The sequence below is a fragment of the Pedococcus sp. NPDC057267 genome, from assembly GCF_042668795.1.
Classification (GTDB): domain Bacteria; phylum Actinomycetota; class Actinomycetes; order Actinomycetales; family Dermatophilaceae; genus Pedococcus.
Genome location: NZ_JBHUYG010000025.1, coordinates 1 through 18645 on the forward strand (window position 1 = coordinate 1; position 18645 = coordinate 18645).

Genomic DNA, 18645 nt, shown 5'->3' on the forward strand with positions numbered 1-18645 from the left:
CATCGGTGGCGTCGAGGCCTGGCTGCACGCGGGTCTGCCGACCCACGAGGGGCCGGCAGACATCCGCGAGTAAGAACCCGCGAGGGGTTCGGAGCGGTCAGCGGGTGGTGGCCGCCGCGCGCGCTCCGTTGTGGTGGGGCTTGCGGGTGATCAGCGGGATGACCATCGAGACGATCGTGATGATGCCGATGATGGTGAAGCCCCGCGTGTAAGCCTTGGTGTCCCCGATGAGGCTCGCGATGAGCAGCGGGCCGATGACGCCGCCGATGCTCCAGCCGACCAGCATGAGGCCGTAGATCGCGCCCACGTTGCGTACGCCGAAGAACCGGCCCGCGGTCGACGGCATGGTGCCGAACGCCCCGCCGTAGCAGGTGTAGATCAGCGCGGCGAGGATCGCGAACAGCGCGGTGTTGCTGGCGTGCGGGATGAGCAGCAGGCAGACGGCCTGGATGCCGAGGATGCCGAGGAACGCCGGCATCTTGCCCACGAGGTCGGACAGCCAGCCCCACAGGATGCGGCCGCCGCCGTTGAAGACGGCGAGGATGCCGACCAGGCTGGCCGCCGCCGTCTTGGAGTAGCCGGCGATGTCGGTGGCGCTGCCCGCTGCCACCGCGATCAGCGAGATGCCTGCGGTCACGCTCATCGTCAGGATGAGGGTGAGCAAGTACCACTGCGGCGTCCGCAGGGCCTCGTTGGTCTCGAAGTCGGGCTCACCGGAGACAGGGTCCGTGGTGGTCGCGGCCGGGGCGTTCGTCGTCGCCGGGGCGGCCGCGCGGTCGGTGGTCGCCGCCGCGACCGGTGGGTTGGCGAAGAACGTCGTGCCGATCAGCAGCGCGATGAGGTAGGCGATGCCGAGCCAGAGGAACGCCCGGGTGGGCTGCGAGGGCGTGTTGTCGATGAGGGCCTGACCGACCGGCGCCGTGATGACGGCGCCGAAGCCGAACCCTGCGACGGCGAGACCGGTGATGAGGCCGGGCTTGTCCGGGAACCACTTCTGCAGCATGGCGATCGGGACGATGTAGACCATGCCGAGTCCGAAGCCGCCGATGACGCCGTAGCCGAGCACCAGCAGCCAGAACATGTCCTTGTTCGTCGCGAACGACGCCAGGATCACGCCGACGCTGTAGATGATCCCGCCCGTCAGGGCGACGACGCGCGGTCCGCGACGGTCCTGCAGCCGGCCGCCGACGAAGCTGCCGATGAAGATCATGCCGAGCACGACGCTGAACGGCACCGCCGCCTTCGCCTTGGACCAGCCGAACGCGTCAGGCTCCTGCAGCGCCTTGGCGAACACGCTCCACGCGTACACGGAGCCGATCGCGAGCTGGACGAGGATGGCGCACACGAGGATGACCCACCGGTTGTGGGTCCGGCCCGAGGTGGCGGGCGCGGCGGGGCCCGGGGACCCCACCGTGGTGCTGCGAGTGCTGTCGCTCAATGCGCTCTCCCTTCTCGCCCGGGTGCCGGGCCCCTGCACGATCCGCCGGTCAGCGGCCCGTGGTGATCGAGTCCTTCGTCTCCCCCCGGCGGCGGCGCTCCTCCAGCCGTTCCTTCTGCGGTGTCACGGTGTACTTCGGGTCCTTGGTGGACTCCATGCCCGCCTCGAAGATGCCGAACCGCGTCAGCACCGACCCGGCCATCAGGGCGATCCCGCTGAGTCCGGCCATCGTGCGGTTGCGCCCGAACAGCGCCGCACCGACCGCTCCCCCGGCCGTGAGCGCCTTGGCGGCCTTGAGCATCCCGCCCGCGCGCCCCTCGTGCAGCGGCTCGGCGACCAGCGGGTGCATCCGGCGCTCCATGAGCTCGGACGCCCCCAGCTCGACGGTCGCGCTGATCGCCGCGAGCCGCCGGGCGGGGCCGTTCTGCTCGGCCGGCGTCGTGACGAGGGCCAGGCCCGCCGCCGCGGCGTTGGCCGAGCTCACGAAGACGAACGGCAGCTCGCGGAACGACTCGCGCCACGTGGGCGTGGTCGTGTCGGCCAGCAGCACGGCGGTGTATGCCGCGAGGGGCATGGAGAACGCGGCGGTGCCGGCGGTGGCCACGGGGTCGGCGACCCGGGCGAGCCGGGCCAGGCGCGAGCGCCGCGGCAGCACGGCCTCGGCGAGCTCGGTCGCGGCCGCGGCCCCGGCGAACGTGCCGAACGCCGTGAGGATCCACGAGCCGACCGACATCGGCGAGGTGAGCTTGGCGACCCGCAGCATGTTGAGGGCGCGTTCCGGACGGCCGAGGTCCTTGGCCAGCGCGGCGCCGCCGAGGGCGACGGACGCCAGGGCGGCGACGCGGCCGGTGCGGCGCAGCGCCGGACGGCCGGTCAGCGCGCCTCCTGCGCCGACGAGCCCGGAGCCGCCGGCGAGGCCGCCGAGGAAGAGGTATGCCGCGATCTCGTGGCCCCACGGTGCGGGCTTGACGACGTTATGGCCGTAGTAGCTCGAGAACTGCGCGTCCGGCACCATGACCGACTCGTCCCGGCGTCGCCGGCCGGACCCGCCCTTGCCACCGTCTCCCTTGCCGCCCGCGCCGTTCTGCTGCCGCCGGCTGCGCGGCAGCTCGGGGGGACGGTCCGCGTCGAGCGGGTTGGTGGTCATCGGCGCCTCCCTGCGAACGCGGCCACGGCCATGCCGAACATCGCCACCGCGGCGAAGCCCGCCTTGCGGAACATCTCGGGCAGGTCGGCCGTCGGGACCCTGGGGTCCGGCGGCAGGCCGTAGACCTCCGGCTCGTCGAGCAGGAGGAAGACCGACCCGGTGCCGCCGACGCCGTCGTGGCTGTTGGCGCCGTAGAGGCGGGCCTCGGTGAAGCCGTTCTCGTGCAGCACCTGGACCCGGTCGCGCGCGGTGTCGAGCATCTCCGCCAGGGTGCCGAACTTGATCGACGTCGTCGGGCAGGCCTGGGCGCACGCGGGCGTCTGGTCGTGGCCGATCCGGTCGTAGCACAGCGTGCACTTCTGGGCGACGCCGATGTTGGAGACGACGCCGCCGTCCCGCGTGTCGGCCCGCTTGTCCTCGCGCCGCTCGATGACGCCGAACGGGCACGCGGCCACGCAGTAGCCGCAGCCGTTGCAGACGTCGGACTGGACGACGACCGTGCCGTGCTCGGTGCGGAACAGCGCACCGGTCGGGCAGACGTCGAGGCACCCGGCGTGCGTGCAGTGCTTGCACACGTCCGAGGCCATCAGCCACCGGAAGTCCGGCAGCGTGCCCGTCGCCTCGGCGGTCCGGGCCGCCGCCGCCATCGCGTCGAGCGAGCCGTCGGCGCCGGCGGCTGCGGGGACGACGCCCTCGAGCGCCGCCGGCGCGGTGCCGGCAGCCCCCGACGGGGCGTGGTGAGGGGCGTCCGGCGGCCGCAGCGCCGGCATACCGAGGTCCACGAGCTTGCGCCCCGACTCGCGGGCCTGCTGCACGCGGTCCGTCGTCTGCTCGATGAACGCCACGTGGCGCCACGTGCTCGCGCCGAGGCCACCGGTGTTGTCGTAGGAGTTGCCGGTGAGCGTCAGGCCGTCCTCGGGGATGGCGTTCCACTCCTTGCACGCCACCTCGCAGGCCTTGCAGCCGATGCAGATCGAGGTATCGGTGAAGAAGCCCTTGCGGGGTTCGGGGTCCTCCCACGCCGCGTCGTGCGACGGGTCGGTCGGCCCTGCGAGCTGGTGCTGCCAGAACCCCATCAGGCGTCGGCCTCCTTCGTGTCGGTGGTCCGCAGCTGGTTGCTGGTCTCGACCGTGATCCCCGCCCGCGACTGGTACTCCTCGACCAGCCGCAGCAGCGCCTCGCCACGCGGGCGGCGGCCTGGGACGATGTCGCACGAACCGACCTTCGACTCCTGGATCTGGACGTTGGGGTCCAGGGCGATGCCGAGCAGGTCGTTCGCGGCGTCACCGGAGACGACGGCGTCGCCGCCGACACCCCAGTGGTACGGCAGGCCCACCTGGTGGATGGTGTGGCCGCCCACCTGCAGCGGCGTGATGCGCTCGGTGACCAGCACCCGCGCCTCGATCGCCGACCGGGCCGACACGATCGTCGCCCAGCCGCCGTTGACGAGGCCGCGCTCGGCCGCGAGCTCCGGGGAGACCTCGCAGAAGAACTCGGGCTGGAGCTCGGACAGGTACGGCAGCCAGCGGCTCATGCCACCCGCGGTGTGGTGCTCGGTCAGCCGGTACGTCGTGAAGACGAACGGGAAGACGTCGGACCCGGGCTGGGTCCCGGACGGGCTGAACAGGTTGTCCTTGCGCGGGAACACCTTGCGGGCGGGGTTGCTCTGCTGCCCGTAGAGCGGGTTCTGGACCGGGGACTCCTGCGGCTCGTAGTGCGTCGGGAGCGGTCCGTCGAGCATGCCCTTGGGCGCGAACAGCCAGCCCTTGCCGTCGGCCATCATGACGAACGGGTCGTCACCGGCGAGGCCGTCGGGCCCGCCGGTGCCCGGCTCCGGCCGGTACGACGGGGCCTTGGTCTTGACGAAGTCCGGCGTGTCGATGCCGGTCCAGGTCTGCTTCTCCTCGTCCCACCAGACGTACTTCTTGCGCTCGCTCCACGGCCTGCCCTCGGGGTCGGCCGAGGCGCGGTTGTAGAGGATGCGGCGGTTGTCGGGCCACGCCCAGCCCCACTCCTGTGCCGTCGGGCCCTGTTCGCGACCGGGCTTGCGGTTGGCGGAGCGGTTGACGCCGCCGGCATAGACGCCGGAGTAGATCCAGCACCCGGAGCTCGTCGAGCCGTCGGCCTTGAGGTCGGTGTACATGCCCGCGAGCTCACCGGCCTTGTCACCGGACAGGTGGCGGCCGTTGATCTCCTGCAGGACGGCCTCGCTGCTGATCTCGCCGTCCTCGTCGAGCGGGTAGTCCCACGTGAGGTCGAGCAGGGGGCGGTCGCGCGGGTCGTCGGAGTCGGCGAGCCGCGCGCGGATGCGCTGCCCGAGCTCGTAGAAGAACTCCAGCTCGCTCTGGCACTCACCCGGCGGGTTGACCGCCTTGTGCCGCCACTGCAGCAGCCGCTGGGTCTGGGTGAACGTGCCGGCCTTCTCGACGTGCGACGCCGGGGGCAGGAAGAAGACCTCGGTGCCGATCTTCTCGGTCTCGAGCTCGCCGGTGGCGATCTCGGGGGCGTCCTTCCAGAACGTCGCCGACTCGATCATCTGCAGGTCGCGGACGACCAGCCACTTCAGCTGGGCCAGCGCCAGGCGCTGCATCCGGCCGTGCGCCGAGCCGACGGCGGGGTTCTGGCCGAGCAGGAAGTACCCCTCGACCTCGCCGTCCCGCATGGCCATGGTCGTCTGGTAGGTGCCGTGCGCCCCGCTGAGCCTCGGCAGGTAGTCGTAGGCCCAGTTGTTCTCCTTGGTCGCCGCGTCGCCCCACCACGCCTTGAGCAGGCTCACGGCATACGCGTCGGCGTTGGCCCAGAAGCCCTTCTGCTCCTTGTTCGCGATGGCGGTGACGTAGTCGTCCCACGTGTCGTGGTTGCCCACCATCGGCATGGCGAGGTAGCCCGGGAGGAGGTTGTAGAGCGTCGGGATGTCGGTCGAGCCCTGGATGCTCGCGTGCCCGCGCAGCGCCATGATGCCGCCGCCCGGGCGGCCCATGTTGCCCAGCAGCAGCTGGACGATGGCGGCCGTGCGGATGAACTGGGCGCCGAGCGAGTGGTGGGTCCAGCCGACGGCGTAGACGAAGGCCGAGGTCCGCTCGCGGCCGCTGTTCTCGGTCAGCGCCTTGGCGACGTAGTGGAAGTCGTCGACGCTGATGCCGCAGACCTCCGCCACCATCTTGGGGGTGTACCGGGCGTAGTGGCGCTTGAGGATCTGGAACACCGTGTGCGGGTCCTGCAGCGTCTCGTCCCGCTTGACCCGGGCGTGCTCCAGGGCTGGGCCACCGGATCCGTGCTCGTCACCGGCGGACCGCTTCGAGGCGCTGTGGCCGTGCTCGTGGGTCGCGGCGGGGCCCCCGATGGTGCCCGGCGAGGCGTCGTCACCCTCGCCCTCGGTGGCGTAGGCCCAGGTGGAGGAGTCGTAGGCGCCCAGCTTGTCGTCGTACCCGGAGAACAGGCCGTCGAGGTCCTCGGTGTCCTGGAAGTCCTCGGTCACGATGGTCGCCGCGTTCGTGTAGGCGACGACGTACTCCTTGAAGTACAGGTCGTTCGTGAGGATGTGGTTGATCAGGGCACCGAGGAACACCACGTCGCTGCCGGCGCGGATCGGGACGTACTTGTCCGCCGTCGCCGAGGTGCGCGTGAACCGCGGGTCGATGTGGATGACCTTGGCACCGCGCAGCCGTGCCTCGGTGACCCACTGGTACCCCACGGGGTGGCACTCGGCCATGTTGGAGCCCTGGATGACGATGCAGTCGGCGTTCGCCAGGTCCTGCACGTACTGCGTCGCGCCACCGCGCCCGAACGAGGACCCCAGACTGGGGACCGTGGCGGAGTGTCAAATACGGGCCTGGTTCTCGATCTGTATGGCGCCGGCGGCGGTGAAGAGCTTCTTGATGAGGTAGTTCTCCTCGTTGTCGAGGGTGGCTCCCCCGAGCGAGGCGATGCCCATGGTGCGGCGCAGTGGCCGACCGTGCTCGTCGGCGTCCTGCCACGTGCGGCGGCGGGTCTCGACGAACCGGTCGGCGATCATGTCGATCGCGGTGTCGCGGTCCATCCGCTCCCACTCGGTGCCGTGGGGGCGCCGGTAGAGCACGTGGGTCTGGCGGGCGGGGCTGTTGACGAGCTGCTCGCTGGCCGAGCCCTTGGGGCACAGGCGCCCGCGCGAGATCGGGGAGTCCGGGTCGCCCTCGATCTGCACGACCTTCTCGTCCTTGACGAACACCTTCTGGCCGCAGCCGACGGCGCAGTACGGGCACACGGACTGCACGACCCGGTCCGCCGTCGTGGTGCGCGGGGTCATCGACCGGGTGCGCGGCGACGTCACAGCCGGGCCCCGGCCGAGCAGGTCACCACTGCGGACCTGTCGGAGCACAGGCCAGTCCAGGAAAGTCTTCCTCGAGCTCATGTTCAGCCTCCTTGCGGCGACCCTAACCCCGAGTCCCTCACCGCGCACTCCCGACGAACCGGGCGCAGCGGGGGGACCTGCACGACCGGGCAGGCCGGGGCGTCGACGCAGGTCAGGAGGCGGGCAGGGCGCTCGCTCGCGCGCCTCAGCGGACGGCGGGGATGAGCAGAATCTGGCCGGCGTGGACCTGGTCCGAGGCGAGGTCGTTGGCGACCTGGATGCGAGCGACCGCGTCGGCGATCGGCAGACCCGGCAGCTGGGTCGCGGCGACCTCCGAGAGCGTCTGGCCCGAGCGCACGGTCGTCGAGTGGTCGATGGTCGTCGCCGATGCACCGCCCGAGAAGGCGGCCACCGCGATGGCGACCAGCGCCACGAGGACGGTCAGGGTGATGGCGAGCCGGCCGGCCCGGGTGAGGCGCAGGGGCGCGGGGGCGGGGACGCGGACCTCGTCGCCGCACGGCACCGAGACCAGGTGCGGGCGTGCGGGGCGGCGCGGCTCGTGCACCGGCGCGGCGGTGACGTCCCAGGCGACTGCTGCACTCATCGGGTCCTCCATCGTCATGGCCCTCGAACAGGTGTCCGAAGACCGTAGGTTGCCAGTTCTAGCACGCATGTTCGAATGCTTCAAGACACGCGTCGAACACATGTTTGGAAACTGTGTTCGAACGCCATACGCTGTGTCCACGTCGAGGAGCACACCAGAGCGCACTGACAACGCTCCGTCCCGGAGCGGCCGGAGGCGGCACCGAGGCGGCGGACCACCTGGCGTCGGGAGCCGGGCAGACGGCACCTGACCTGCAGAAACGAGGAGCGGCATGAGCGGCGACAACGTCAAGGAACTCCCCGACCGCGACCGTGGCGACGGCCTCACCGTGCGCCAGCGCAAGGTCCTGGAGGTCATCCGCAACTCGGTCGACCGGCGGGGCTACCCCCCGAGCCTGCGCGAGATCGGCGAGGCCGTCGGCCTGACCTCACCGAGCTCGGTCGCGCACCAGCTGTCCACGCTCGAGCGCAAGGGCTACCTGCGCCGAGACCCCAACCGCCCCCGCGCCATCGAGGTCGTCTCCCCCGACGCCGGCGCCGACGGCCGCGGCTACCGCGGTGGCGCCGCCCCGCAGGACGAGGTCGCCGAGTTCGACGAGACCGGCCTGGGCGACGCCCGGCCCGAGGCGTCCTACGTCCCGGTGCTGGGCCGGATCGCCGCCGGCGTGCCGATCACCGCGGAGGAGTCGGTAGAGGAGGTCTTCCCCCTGCCGAAGCAGATCGTCGGCGAGGGCTCGCTCTTCCTGCTCAAGGTCGTCGGCGACTCGATGGTCGACGCAGCGATCTGCGACGGCGACTGGGTCGTCGTCCGCCAGCAGCCCACGGCCGACAACGGCGACATCGTCGCCGCGATGCTGGACAACGAGGCGACCGTCAAGACGTTCAAGCGGCGCGACGGCAAGGTGTGGCTGCTCCCCCACAACCCCGCGTTCGAGCCGATCGACGGCGACCACGCGACGATCCTCGGCAAGGTCACCGCGGTCCTGCGCCGCGTCTGACGCCCCGGAGCTGCGCGGTCAGCTCTCGTCGCCGAGCGCGTCGAGGTAGTGGGTGAGGCGGGCGGTGAACTTCTCGCCGCCGTCGCCGTCCGCCCACAGCTCCCACAGCTCGTTGTCCTCCGAGCGCAACGCCCGGTGAAGCGCCTGGGTGGCCAGCTCCTCGAGGCGTTCGTCGACGTCGAGCGGGTCCTCGTCGACCCAGCGGGGGACGTTGCGCTCCCCCACCACGGACTCGGGGTCGTCACAGGCCGACACGATGACGGCCGCAGCGATGGCCTCGGACATCACCGGCGCCTCGATGTAGTCGCGGGAGCGGACGACCCGGCCCAGTGCCGACTCCACCCGCTCCCTGCGGCCCTCGGGGTCGGAGTCCTCGAGGTCGTCGAGGAAGTCCAGTGCGTCGTCGTTCTCGAACGGTCCCGCACCCGTCGCACCCATGGGTTTCGCCTCCCAGGTCTCGCACCAACCTCTAGGGCACGAGAGTGCCAAGCCCGAGCCGTCCGCGCCAGCCCTGACGCGGGTCAGGCGAGGCGTTGGTACCAGGCGGTGTCGACCCACCGGCCGAACTTGTTGCCCACCTCGCGCAGGACCCCCACCCGCTCGAAGCCGAAGGCCACGTGCAGCGCCTCGCTGGCCTCGTTCGGCTGGGCGATGACCGCGAGCTGGGTGTGCACGGACGGCTCGGCGTCCAGCCGGCCGAGCAGCGCGGCATACAGGCTCCGGGCGACCCCTCGTCCGCGGGCGGCGGCGTCGACGTACACCGACACCTCCTTGGTGCCGGCGTAGGCGGGGCGCGGGCGGAAGGGCCCGGAGAAGGCGTAGCCGACGACAGCGTCGTCGAGGCACGCGACCAGGACCACGTCGCCCGGTCCCGTGGCCGCCAGCTTCTCGCCGAGCTTTGCCGCCCCGCGCTCCTGCGTGTCGAACGTCGCCACCGACGTGCGCACCTGCTCGTCGTAGATCGCGGCCATGGCCGGCAGGTCCGGCGGCGTGGCGTCGCGGACCGTGACGGGTCCGGGCGCGGTGGCGAGGTCGGTCATATCGGCGATGCTAGGGGGATGAGTGAGGAACACGGCCACGAGCACCCCCAGGGCACCACCTCCACCGACTCCGGCGGCGAGCGCCGACGGATGTGGGACGAGCGGTATGCCGCGTCGGCCCACGTCTGGAGCGCCGAGCCGAACGCCGAGGTGGAACGCATCTTCGGGGACTGGGAGCCGGGGCGGGCGCTCGACCTCGGTGCGGGCGAGGGGCGGCACGCGGTATGGCTGGCGGCGAAGCGGTGGCGGGTGACCGCCGTGGACTTCTCGGCCGTCGGCCTGGCCAAGGGCGAGAAGGAGGCCGCCGCCCGCGGCCTGCGGGTGGACTGGGTGGTGGCGGACGTGCGGTCGTGGCAGCCGCCGGCGCACACGGCATACGACCTCGTGCTCGTGGCCTACCTGCACCTGCCGGAGGACGTGCTCACCCGCGCCACGGCCTGGCTGGCACCCGGCGGCGCGATCGTCGTCGTAGGACACGCGCTGCGCAACCTCACCGAAGGCGTCGGCGGCCCGCAGGACCCCGCGCTGCTGCAGACCGTCGAGGGGCTCCGGGAGGTCGCGTCCGAGCTGGAGGTCGAGCGCTGCGAGGAGATCGTGCGCCACACCGACGCGGGCGACGCGATCGACGTCGTCCTGGTGGCGCGGCGCCCGAGGTCCTGAGCGCCGTCGGGCGACGAGTCGGGTCAGGCGCCGAGCCGCGCGAGGAGACGGGTGAGGGTCGGCCCGAGCGGGGCGTCGAGCTGGATGGTCGCCTCGCCGTCGCCGCGGGTCGGTCCGCGGGTGATGATCGCGACCGGGATCCCCAGCGCGTGGGCGCGCCGGACGAACCGGTAGCCGCTCATCACCTTCAGGCTCGAGCCGAGCACGAGCAGCGCGCTGGCCGACTCGGTCAGCCGGAAACACTTCTCCACCAACGGTTTCGGCACCGACTCACCGAAGAACACGACGTCCGGCTTGAGCGTGTCACGCCCGCAGACCAGGCAGAGCGGGACCACGAACGCCTCGACGTCGAGGGCATTGAGGGCGATGTCGCCATCGGGTCGGATCTCGTCCGAGGTGACGGTGAACGACGGGTTGGCCTCGCGCATCCGCGCGTCGAGGTCCCAGCGGCTGGAGCGGTCGCCGCAGGTGAGGCAGACGACCCTGGCCAGCGAGCCGTGCAGCTCGACGACGTCGGTGGCGCCGGCGTGCTGGTGCAGCCCGTCGACGTTCTGGGTGATGACCGGGCCAATGCGGCCGCTCGCCTGCAGCCGGGCGACGGCGTCGTGGCCGGCGTTCGGGCGGGCGAGGTTGAACCGCTGCCACCCGACGTAGCTGCGCGCCCAGTACTTCTTGCGGGCCTCGCTCGAGGCGGTGAACTCCGAGTACTGCATGGGGGTGACGCGCCGCTGGCCGTCGGGGCCGCGGTAGTCGGGGATGCCGGACTCCGTCGAGATCCCGGCCCCGGTCAGGGCGACGACACCGCCCCGGTCGAGCAGGGCCGCGACGTGGTCGAGGTCGTCCTCGGTCGTCGTCGTGGTGGCGGGCTGGGTCACCGGACAAGCGTACGTGGCCGCCGCCGGACCGCTCGGGGTGGCGGGGTGGCAAGGTGGCGGGGTGGGACCACCGTGCAGGGTCGGTCAGAACCGGCCGAGCAGGCGCCGCTTTGCCGAGTCGGCGAGCGCCCGGTCGGCTACGGCCGGGTCGGCCACCTCGTCGTGCGGCGGTCGTGGGGGGACGTCGCGCGTGACCAGGTGCGGTGCGTGGGCGCGCACCTGCGCGTCGGCGATGAGGTAGCCGTGTCGTTCCAGGACGTGCTGCTCCTGCTCGGAGAAGGAGTCGAGGTCGGTGCGGACGGCGTTGATGAGCTCGGTGGTGCTGCGTGGGTAGCAACCGTCGACCACCATGTCCAGCGCCCACGAGGTGCCGAGGATCGCCCGCCGTGCGTATGCCGCGTGCAGCCACCGGGAGCGCACCGACTGGCCGCCGTTCGTGGCGATGCTCAGGATCCGCAGCATGCGCCCGGCCACGGTGTGCTCCGTGCGGGCCCGGAAGACGCCGCCGCCGTCGCTGACGAGCACGGTGGCGTGGCGCTTCCACACGGGCTCGAGGCCGAGGTTGTCGTAGACGCCGCCGTCGGTGAGCCGGATGCGGTGGCGGATCGCCTGCCGGGCGTCCTCGGACTCGAGCCCCTTGTGGCCGCCGACAAGGCCGAGGGCGTCGCCGTCGAGGACCATCGGTGCGAAGAACGGCGGGAACGCGCACGACGCGGCGACGATGTCGGCGATGCGGACGCCGGCGGGCGGCGCGGCGTACCCGAGGCGGTAGTCACCCACGCGCCCGTGCGGCTGGTGGGCCGTGGGGTCCTCGAACACCCAGTTGACGCCGTAGCCGATCTCGGTGGCGCCGGTGATGACGGCCGGTCCGGCGGCTGCGTTGTCCCGCAACGGGGTCGACCACCACTCGACGGCCTCGGCCAGCTGCTCGGCGAGGGCGCGGACCGCGGCGTCCGACGTCAGCCACCGCCAGGCCAGGAGCCGGCCCAGCAGTGCGGGAGTGCGGATGTTGCGGGACGCGAGGCGGGCGAGGGGTGCCGCGACGTACTCCTCGAAGCCCTGCACCTCTCCCCCGCCGACCGGGAAGGTCAGGCGGGGGTCTGCCACGAGGTTGGCGACGATCGAGCCGCCGGAGACGCCGCTGACCGTCGTCAGCTGGGCCAGCACGCCGAGCTCGTTGAGGCGGCGCAGGGCGCCGAGGTGGAAGAGGGCGGCGCGGTAGCCGCCGCCGGACAGGCACAGGGCCGTGCCGTGTCGGCCTCGTCCGCCCGGCGCGGCTGCGTCGCCGAGGTCCTCGACGTCGGTGTCCGCGTCGACGTCGTCGAGGGCTCGGGTGGTGGCGCTCTGCTCTGGCTTCATCGTGCGGTCGATACAAGCAGAGGGTGCGGACACCCGCGCGTCGCGAGCGGGGCCGCCGTGCGCGGCGTCAGTGCGTGACCAGGCGCGCGTGCGCCTCGCGGACCTGCAGCGTGGTGACCGGCTCGTCCTGCAGGTCGGCGACGGAGTCGATGTCCTGCCAGGGGCCGCCGTTCGCGCGGTACTGCGCGGTGAGCTGGGCGTCGACGCTGACCCGGGCTGCTGCTGTCGGCCTGGTGTAGGTGTGCCGGATCGCGCCGTCGGGGTAGACGCCGCCGGGGTCGGTCGTCGGTCCGCTGCTGGTGCCGTCACCGTAGTGGAAGTCGTACGACCGCGCGGCGATCCTGAACTCGACGGACCAGGACAGCAGCTGCACGGGCTCGCTCACCTCGCCCGGCTGCAGTCCCGCGTCGCCCGGCCACTCGGCGCGGAAGTAGGTGGGCAGGTTGACGAGGGTCTTGTTGCCCGCGGGCTCGATGCCGACGCTCGGCTTGGAGAAGGGCAGCTGCCGGAACGCGTTCTGGATCTGCGCCAGGGTCGGGATGGCCGGTGGTGCCGGGACCCCGGGCGGTGCGTCGTCGAGGCCGCACATCTCGCGGACGAGCGTCCAGGAGCCGTTCGGGTCGGACTTCGGACGGCTCTCGAGCCGGTACAGGATCTCGCCGGACTTCGGGTCCGAGGCTGGCAGGCGGTACCTGCACGCCGTCTGGGCGTACGAGCAGTTGGTGGCATCACCACCGACCGTGTCCGAGATCCGAACCGGCGTGCATGCGGGGACCAAGCGGTAACTATTTGAACTGCCCTTCATGGAGGCTGGCTGCGAGCCGTTTTGTGATGCGGCCGAGCCCCCCGGCGACTCTTGACTCGCTTCGACGGTCGCCCCGTTCGCGCTCAGCGTGGTCTTGAGTTTTCCCTTGGGATGGTCGACCTTAACTCCGGCCAAGCGCCCCGTCGTCGCCATTGCCTGTTCAGCAGCGGCAACACCCAGAGCGAGCGTCGCCAAAATGGCAGCAATGCCTGCCATTAGCTTCATGGCCTTCATACGACTGCCACCGCTTGCTCGGCGACCCATGACTGGCCGCGCCACTGCAGCGTGATGCGAAGCGTCGTTTTGTCCGCGGGAAAGGACTCCACGACTACGCCACCACGATCCACAGTCTTTGATGGAGCTTCATCGATGAGGAGATCGATCGTCATAGCGTCCGCCGTGGCACCTGGACGTACGTACATATCCTTCAGCGACAGAGCCGTACGCTGCTGGCGTTGCCCTTTCGCCGCGAGTTGGCGACTCATGTCGACATACGCCTTGCATCCCTTGCATGCATCTCCCGATACAGCCTCCAAGGCGGTGGGGTCAGCACTGACTTGTGAGTCATCAAGGACCGAAACGAAGTACTTGGCAAAGGCTCGGGCGCCGGCTTCGGTGTGCTGGGTCGCCTCGGGAGGCAACGCGACTGTCTTGGTCGGGCTCGGGCTCTGGGTCGTGGTGGACGACGTCGTCGAGCTGCGTGAGCTGCTCGTCGACGACGTCGTGGACGGTGGGCTGTCACCCCCACCGGTGCACGCCGCGAGCGCCAACGAGCTCGCGACGACTGCAGTGAACGCCCCTCTGCGGACCTGCATGGAACCTCCCCCTTCGCCGGCAGCCGCCTGCGGGAGCGGCCCGTCTGCGACAGCGATTCTACGGATTTGCCCGATTCCGTCGACCGCACCGTCCACAGGCCCCGGCGCATTACCCCGGGTACCGTCCATCACCTCGTCGAAAGATCATCAACGTTTCGATAACACTGCGTTATGCTGGTTTCATGATCGACGCCGCCGGCCTTCGGGTGATGAAGGCGATCGCCGACGAGGGGAGCTTCACCGGAGCCGCCCTCGCCCTCGGCTACTCCCAGCCAGCCATCTCGCAGATGGTGCGCCGTCTCGAGCAGCGCACCGGGACCGTCCTGGTCGAGCGCGTCGGCCGCAACGTGCGGCTCACCGAGGCCGGCCAGGTGCTGGCGCGGCACGCGGTGTCCGTCCTCGCCGCGCTCGACGCCGCCGAGGAGGAGGTCGCCGCCATCGCCGGGCTGCGGGCCGGTCGGGTCCGCCTCATGGCCTTCCCCTCCAGCTCTGCGACCCTCGTCCCCCGGGCGCTCGCCCTGGTCAAGCAGCGCTTCCCCGACGTGCAGGTCACCTTCACCGAGGCCGAGCCGCCCGAGTCCCTCGCCGCGCTCAAGGCGGGCGAGTGCGACCTGGCCGTCGCCTTCGCCTACGAGGGCACCGACGTGGGCCGCGGCGAGGAGGACATGGAGCTGTTCGTGCAGCACAAGCTGCTCGACGACGAGGTCCGCCTCGCCCTCCCGCGCGACCACCCGTTGGCCAGCGAGCCCGTGGCCGACCTCACCAAGCTCGCCGACGAGAACTGGATCGCGGGCTGCCCACGCTGCCGCGGCCACCTGCTGCAGATGTGCGCCACGGCCGGGTTCTCCCCCAACGTCGGGTTCGAGACCGAGGACTACGTCGCGGTGCTGGGCCTCGTCGCCGAAGGCCTGGGCGTCGCGCTCATCCCCGACCTCATCCTGCGCACCGCCCACCACCGGGACGTCGTCACCCTGCCCATCCACCCGGCCTCGCGCCGGACGGTCAGCGTCGTGACCACCCCCGACCTCCAGCGCGTGCCCGCCGTCCACGCCACGATCGAGGCCCTGGTCGAGGCCGCCAAGGCCAAGCCCCGCGTCCTCGCCAGCACCTGACGCGTCCGCGAGCGCCCGGGGTCAGCGGCGTCGCCACGTCACCCCCACCGAGCCGCGGTCGTCGACGACCGCCACGTCGCCACGCTGGTCGGTGCGCAGCACGGCATACCCGTCGCGCGCGAGGACCTGCAGCGCCTTCGGCGACGGGTGCCCGTAGTCGTTGTCCTTCCCGACGCTGATCACGGCGACGGGAGCCGCGACCGCCCCCAGGAGGTCTGGGTCGAGGTTGGCGGACCCGTGGTGCGCCACCTTCACCACGTCGAAGCTGCCAGCCCGCGCGGCCATGGCGGGGTCGCGCCGCAGCTGCAGGAGGATCGCGTGCGCGGCCTCGCGCTCCACGTCACCGAGGAGCAGCAGGTCGACCGGGCCGGCGCGGACGGCGAGGACGACGGAGGCGTTGTTCGGCACCGAGCCGCTGTCGAGCCGTCGTGCTGGCCACCACACGTCGGCCTCCACCCCGGGCCAGCTGAGGTGGTCGCCGGCGACGATGTCCGTGACCGGTATGCGGCGGGCCTGGGTCCATCGCTCGACCTCGCGCCACTGGTACGGCGGGTCGTGGACGGGGGTGGCCAGCACGCCGCGGACGGTACGCCCGCGCAGCACGCCGGGGAGGCCGTCGGCGTGGTCGGCGTGGAAGTGGGTGAGGACGACCGAGTCGACGACCCCCACGCGCAGCCTGCGCAGGCAGGCGTCGATGAGGGCGGGGTCCGGGCCGGCGTCCACGACCACCGCGTGCCCGGGCGAGGTCGCGAGCACGAGCCCGTCGCCCTGGCCCACGTCGCACGCGACGAACCGCCATCCAGGCGGAGGCCAGGCGGCGGCCGACGTGGGGGCGGCGCCGGCGACGACGAGGACGACGACCGAGAGGAACGCCACGGGGTGCCACCGGGCGAGGTGGGCCCAGCGTCGGGCGCTGAGGACCACCCCGACCGTGACGACGGCGAGCAGGACCGCGCCCGGGGCGCCGTCGGGCCACGGCAGTGTGCCGCCGGGCACGGTCGCGCAGGTGCGGGCCACCCAGCAGATCCCGAGAGCCGGCAGCGCCCCGATCCAGCACAGCAGCGTCGCGCCGAGCGGCCACACCGGCGCGACGACGGCGGCCCCGACACCCGCCACCGTGGCCGGTGCCACGAACGGCGCGGCAAGGAGGTTGGCGAGGACCCCGACCACCGAGACGGAGCCCTGCAACAGGACCACGACGGGCGCGCACATCGCCTGGGCGGCCACGGGGATGGCGAGGGCGGGTCCCAGCGACCGGGCACGGGACGGCAGGCGCCGCCCGATCGCGTCGCCCCAGGAGCGCGTGAAGAGCAGCAGCCCGAGCGTCGCCAGGGTGGACAGCGCGAAGCCGTAGGAGCGACTCAGCCACGGGTCGACGACCAGCAGCACGACGACGGCGGCCGACAGCACCGGCACCCCGGCGGCCCGTCGCGACGCGCTGAGCCCGAGCAACCCGATCGCGCCCATCGTGGCCGCCCGCACGACGCTGGGTTCGGGACGTGCCAGCACGACGAACCCGGCGAGCACGACGAGCGCCCACGGCACGCGGGCGCGCCTCGGCAGGCCGAACAGCCGAGCCGCGCCCAGGGCGAAGGCCAGCACGATGGCGACGTTCGACCCCGAGACGGCGCTCAGGTGGGTCATCCCGGTGGCGAGCATGGCATCGGTCAGGTCCGGCGGGGTGCGGCTCGTGTCGCCGATGACGAGCGCGGGCAGCAGCCCACGAGCATCCGACGGCAGCGGATCGGAGGCCCGGCGCAGCCCTGACCGCAGGTGCTCGGCGGCGCGTGCCAGGACTCCGGGGTGTCCGACGACGGCAGGGCCGCCGGACGGCTTGAGGACGGCGACGACGTCGTCGCCGGGGTCGGCCGGTACCAGTCGGCCGCGCACGGCCAGCCGCTGGTGCCACTGGACGTCCCGCCACCGCTCGTCCGCCACGAGCAGCACGGGTGCGGCGACCCGGCTCACCGAGCCGCGCGCGGTCACCTGGGTGACGGTGAGCCGCGCGTAGACGCTGGCCCCGGCAAGGCCCCGCGTCTGCCGCAACCGCGGGTCCGTGGACACCGTGGCCACCACCTCGACCGTGGCATGGTCACGGGCGAGGGCCTCGAGCGGGCCGGAGGACCGCTCGGCGGCGTGACCGGCGACGGACACGCCGGTGAGCGCGCACGCGGCGGTGCACAGGGTCACCAGTCCACCGGCGGCCCACCGGCGCCGGCCGAGGGCCACGAGGCACACGAGCAGGAGCGCCCCCGACACCGCCGCGAGCAGCCCGGGTCGCACGCCGAGCACCGAGGCGGTGAACGCCCACGCCACGAGCGACGGGACGAGCAGCCGCAGGTCCACGCCTGCGGACGCGGCAGGCTCGCCTGCCGACGAAGCGGCGCTCACACCGTCACCTTCGGCTTGAGCTCGGCGAAGATCTTCTCGCCGATCCCGCTGACCTCGTTCAGCTCGTCGACGGTGGTGAAGCGGCCGTGCTCGGTCCGCCAGTCCACGATGCGCTGGGCCAGGACGGGACCGACACCGGGCAGGTCCTCGAGCTGGGCGGCCGTGGCCTGGTTGAGGTCGACGACACCCGTGGAGCCGCCCGGAGCGCCGGCGCCACCGCCCCCGGCCGAGGACCCGGTGCCGCCGCCCGAAGCGGCTCCCGGGGCGCCGGGACCGGCGGGCGCCACGATGGCCTCCCCCGGCTTGGGCACCCTGACCTGCTCGCCGTCGACGAGCACGCGTGCCAGGTTGATGGCCGCGAGGTCGGCGCCCTTGAGCGCTCCACCGGCGCGCGCGATGGCGTCACCGACGCGCGAGCCGGGGAGAAGACGGACGACGCCCGGGTGAGCGACCTGGCCGACCACGTGCACGGTGACCTCCGTCCCCGTCGTCGGTGGGCCGCCACCCCCGGCGCTCGTCGTCGATGTCGCGAACGTCGAGGACCCACGCGTCAGCACGCCTGTCTGGGCGGGGGCCGGTGCGATGGGACGCGGCTCGCCGCCGGCGCGCGCCAGGGCCACGCGGGCACCGAAGACGAGGCCGGCCACGAGCACCACGAGGACGAGACCTGCCGCCGCGGCCCGGGGCGGCGTGAGGCGGGCACCCCTCAGGGCCTCCGGCACGGCGAACCAGGCCGGACCCGGCGGTCGCGGACGCCGGTGCCGGCCGGGGACGACGCCACGCGCGGCGCTGGTCGCTGCCGCTCCCGGGCTCTCGGTGCGTCGCGGCCGGTCCGGAACCGGCAGCCGCGCGTCCCTCGTGGCCTCGGGATGCGCCTGCGCGTCCGGCGCGGGGCTGGGGGTTGCGGCGATCCACGCACGCTCCGGCTGCCAGAGCTCGACACCGGACTCGGCTGGGACGTCCGCAGCCGAACCGTCGGGCGCCGTGGCGTCGTGCGCGGCCGCGCGCTCGAGGAGCGCGCGCAGGCGAGGTGAGGCTTCCGGCGGTCGGCGGCGCAACGGCATACGGGAAC

General features: G+C 72.4%; 16 protein-coding genes. 3 read left to right on the forward strand and 13 right to left on the reverse strand.

What is annotated here, in order from left to right; all coding sequences use genetic code 11:
* Positions 1-97 precede the first annotated feature (97 nt).
* The 5 genes from ACFUC1_RS07650 to ACFUC1_RS07670 all read right to left on the reverse strand — a co-directional run bounded on the left by ACFUC1_RS07650 (position 98) and on the right by ACFUC1_RS07670 (position 7519).
* A complete protein-coding gene (locus ACFUC1_RS07650) occupies positions 98-1438 on the reverse strand; it encodes an OFA family MFS transporter (RefSeq protein WP_379118281.1) in 1341 nt (446 codons plus the stop codon).
* 49 nt (positions 1439-1487) lie between these two features.
* Entirely contained in the window at positions 1488-2585 is a 1098-nt protein-coding gene (gene nrfD / locus ACFUC1_RS07655; RefSeq protein ID WP_379118283.1) for an NrfD/PsrC family molybdoenzyme membrane anchor subunit, read from the reverse strand.
* On the reverse strand, positions 2582-3661 hold the full coding sequence (locus ACFUC1_RS07660) for a 4Fe-4S dicluster domain-containing protein (protein WP_379118285.1): 1080 nt from the start codon (positions 3659-3661) through the stop codon (positions 2582-2584). Before ACFUC1_RS07660 ends, nrfD begins: the two co-directional genes overlap by 4 nt.
* On the reverse strand, positions 3661-6975 hold the full coding sequence (gene fdh / locus ACFUC1_RS07665; protein WP_379118287.1) for a formate dehydrogenase: 3315 nt from the start codon (positions 6973-6975) through the stop codon (positions 3661-3663). The genes ACFUC1_RS07660 and fdh overlap by 1 nt, the downstream gene beginning before the upstream one ends.
* A 145-nt stretch (positions 6976-7120) precedes the next feature.
* Positions 7121-7519, reverse strand: a complete 399-nt coding sequence (locus ACFUC1_RS07670) for a LysM peptidoglycan-binding domain-containing protein (protein WP_379118289.1) — start codon at positions 7517-7519, stop codon at positions 7121-7123.
* Between the two features lie 271 nt (positions 7520-7790).
* On the opposite strand from ACFUC1_RS07670, the gene lexA reads away from it, so the two are divergent.
* Positions 7791-8516, forward strand: coding sequence for a transcriptional repressor LexA (gene lexA, locus ACFUC1_RS07675; RefSeq protein WP_379118291.1), 726 nt, complete (start codon positions 7791-7793; stop codon positions 8514-8516).
* Positions 8517-8534: 18 nt separating this feature from the next.
* On the opposite strand, the gene ACFUC1_RS07680 is transcribed toward lexA, so the two are convergent.
* Positions 8535-8954 carry a DUF4259 domain-containing protein gene (locus tag ACFUC1_RS07680; RefSeq protein ID WP_379118293.1) on the reverse strand — a complete coding sequence of 140 codons (420 nt, stop codon included), beginning with the start codon at positions 8952-8954 and terminating at the stop codon, positions 8535-8537.
* Between the two features lie 83 nt (positions 8955-9037).
* Positions 9038-9556 (reverse strand): GNAT family N-acetyltransferase, encoded by a 519-nt coding sequence (locus tag ACFUC1_RS07685; protein ID WP_379118295.1) that lies wholly within the window; start codon positions 9554-9556, stop codon positions 9038-9040.
* Between the two features lie 18 nt (positions 9557-9574).
* Here ACFUC1_RS07685 and ACFUC1_RS07690 point away from each other — a divergent pair, with 18 nt between their 5' ends.
* A complete protein-coding gene (locus ACFUC1_RS07690; RefSeq protein ID WP_379118297.1) occupies positions 9575-10216 on the forward strand; it encodes a class I SAM-dependent methyltransferase in 642 nt (213 codons plus the stop codon).
* A gap of 23 nt (positions 10217-10239) precedes the next feature.
* On the opposite strand, the gene ACFUC1_RS07695 is transcribed toward ACFUC1_RS07690, so the two are convergent.
* From ACFUC1_RS07695 to ACFUC1_RS07710, 4 genes are all read right to left on the reverse strand, one after another.
* Positions 10240-11091 carry an NAD-dependent protein deacetylase gene (locus tag ACFUC1_RS07695; protein ID WP_379118299.1) on the reverse strand — a complete coding sequence of 284 codons (852 nt, stop codon included), beginning with the start codon at positions 11089-11091 and terminating at the stop codon, positions 10240-10242.
* 84 nt (positions 11092-11175) lie between these two features.
* Entirely contained in the window at positions 11176-12450 is a 1275-nt protein-coding gene (locus ACFUC1_RS07700; protein WP_379118301.1) for a patatin-like phospholipase family protein, read from the reverse strand.
* Positions 12451-12517: 67 nt separating this feature from the next.
* On the reverse strand, positions 12518-13228 hold the full coding sequence (locus ACFUC1_RS07705; protein WP_379118302.1) for a hypothetical protein: 711 nt from the start codon (positions 13226-13228) through the stop codon (positions 12518-12520).
* A gap of 257 nt (positions 13229-13485) precedes the next feature.
* Positions 13486-14070, reverse strand: a complete 585-nt coding sequence (locus tag ACFUC1_RS07710; protein ID WP_379118304.1) for a DUF6318 family protein — start codon at positions 14068-14070, stop codon at positions 13486-13488.
* Positions 14071-14252: 182 nt separating this feature from the next.
* Between ACFUC1_RS07710 and ACFUC1_RS07715 the strand changes: the two genes are divergently transcribed.
* Positions 14253-15182, forward strand: coding sequence for a LysR family transcriptional regulator (locus tag ACFUC1_RS07715; protein ID WP_379118306.1), 930 nt, complete (start codon positions 14253-14255; stop codon positions 15180-15182).
* A gap of 21 nt (positions 15183-15203) precedes the next feature.
* On the opposite strand, the gene ACFUC1_RS07720 is transcribed toward ACFUC1_RS07715, so the two are convergent.
* Positions 15204-17573, reverse strand: a complete 2370-nt coding sequence (locus ACFUC1_RS07720; RefSeq protein WP_379118308.1) for a ComEC/Rec2 family competence protein — start codon at positions 17571-17573, stop codon at positions 15204-15206.
* Positions 17570-18637 carry a helix-hairpin-helix domain-containing protein gene (locus ACFUC1_RS07725; RefSeq protein WP_379118311.1) on the reverse strand — a complete coding sequence of 356 codons (1068 nt, stop codon included), beginning with the start codon at positions 18635-18637 and terminating at the stop codon, positions 17570-17572. The genes ACFUC1_RS07720 and ACFUC1_RS07725 overlap by 4 nt, the downstream gene beginning before the upstream one ends.
* Positions 18638-18645: the final 8 nt, after the last annotated feature.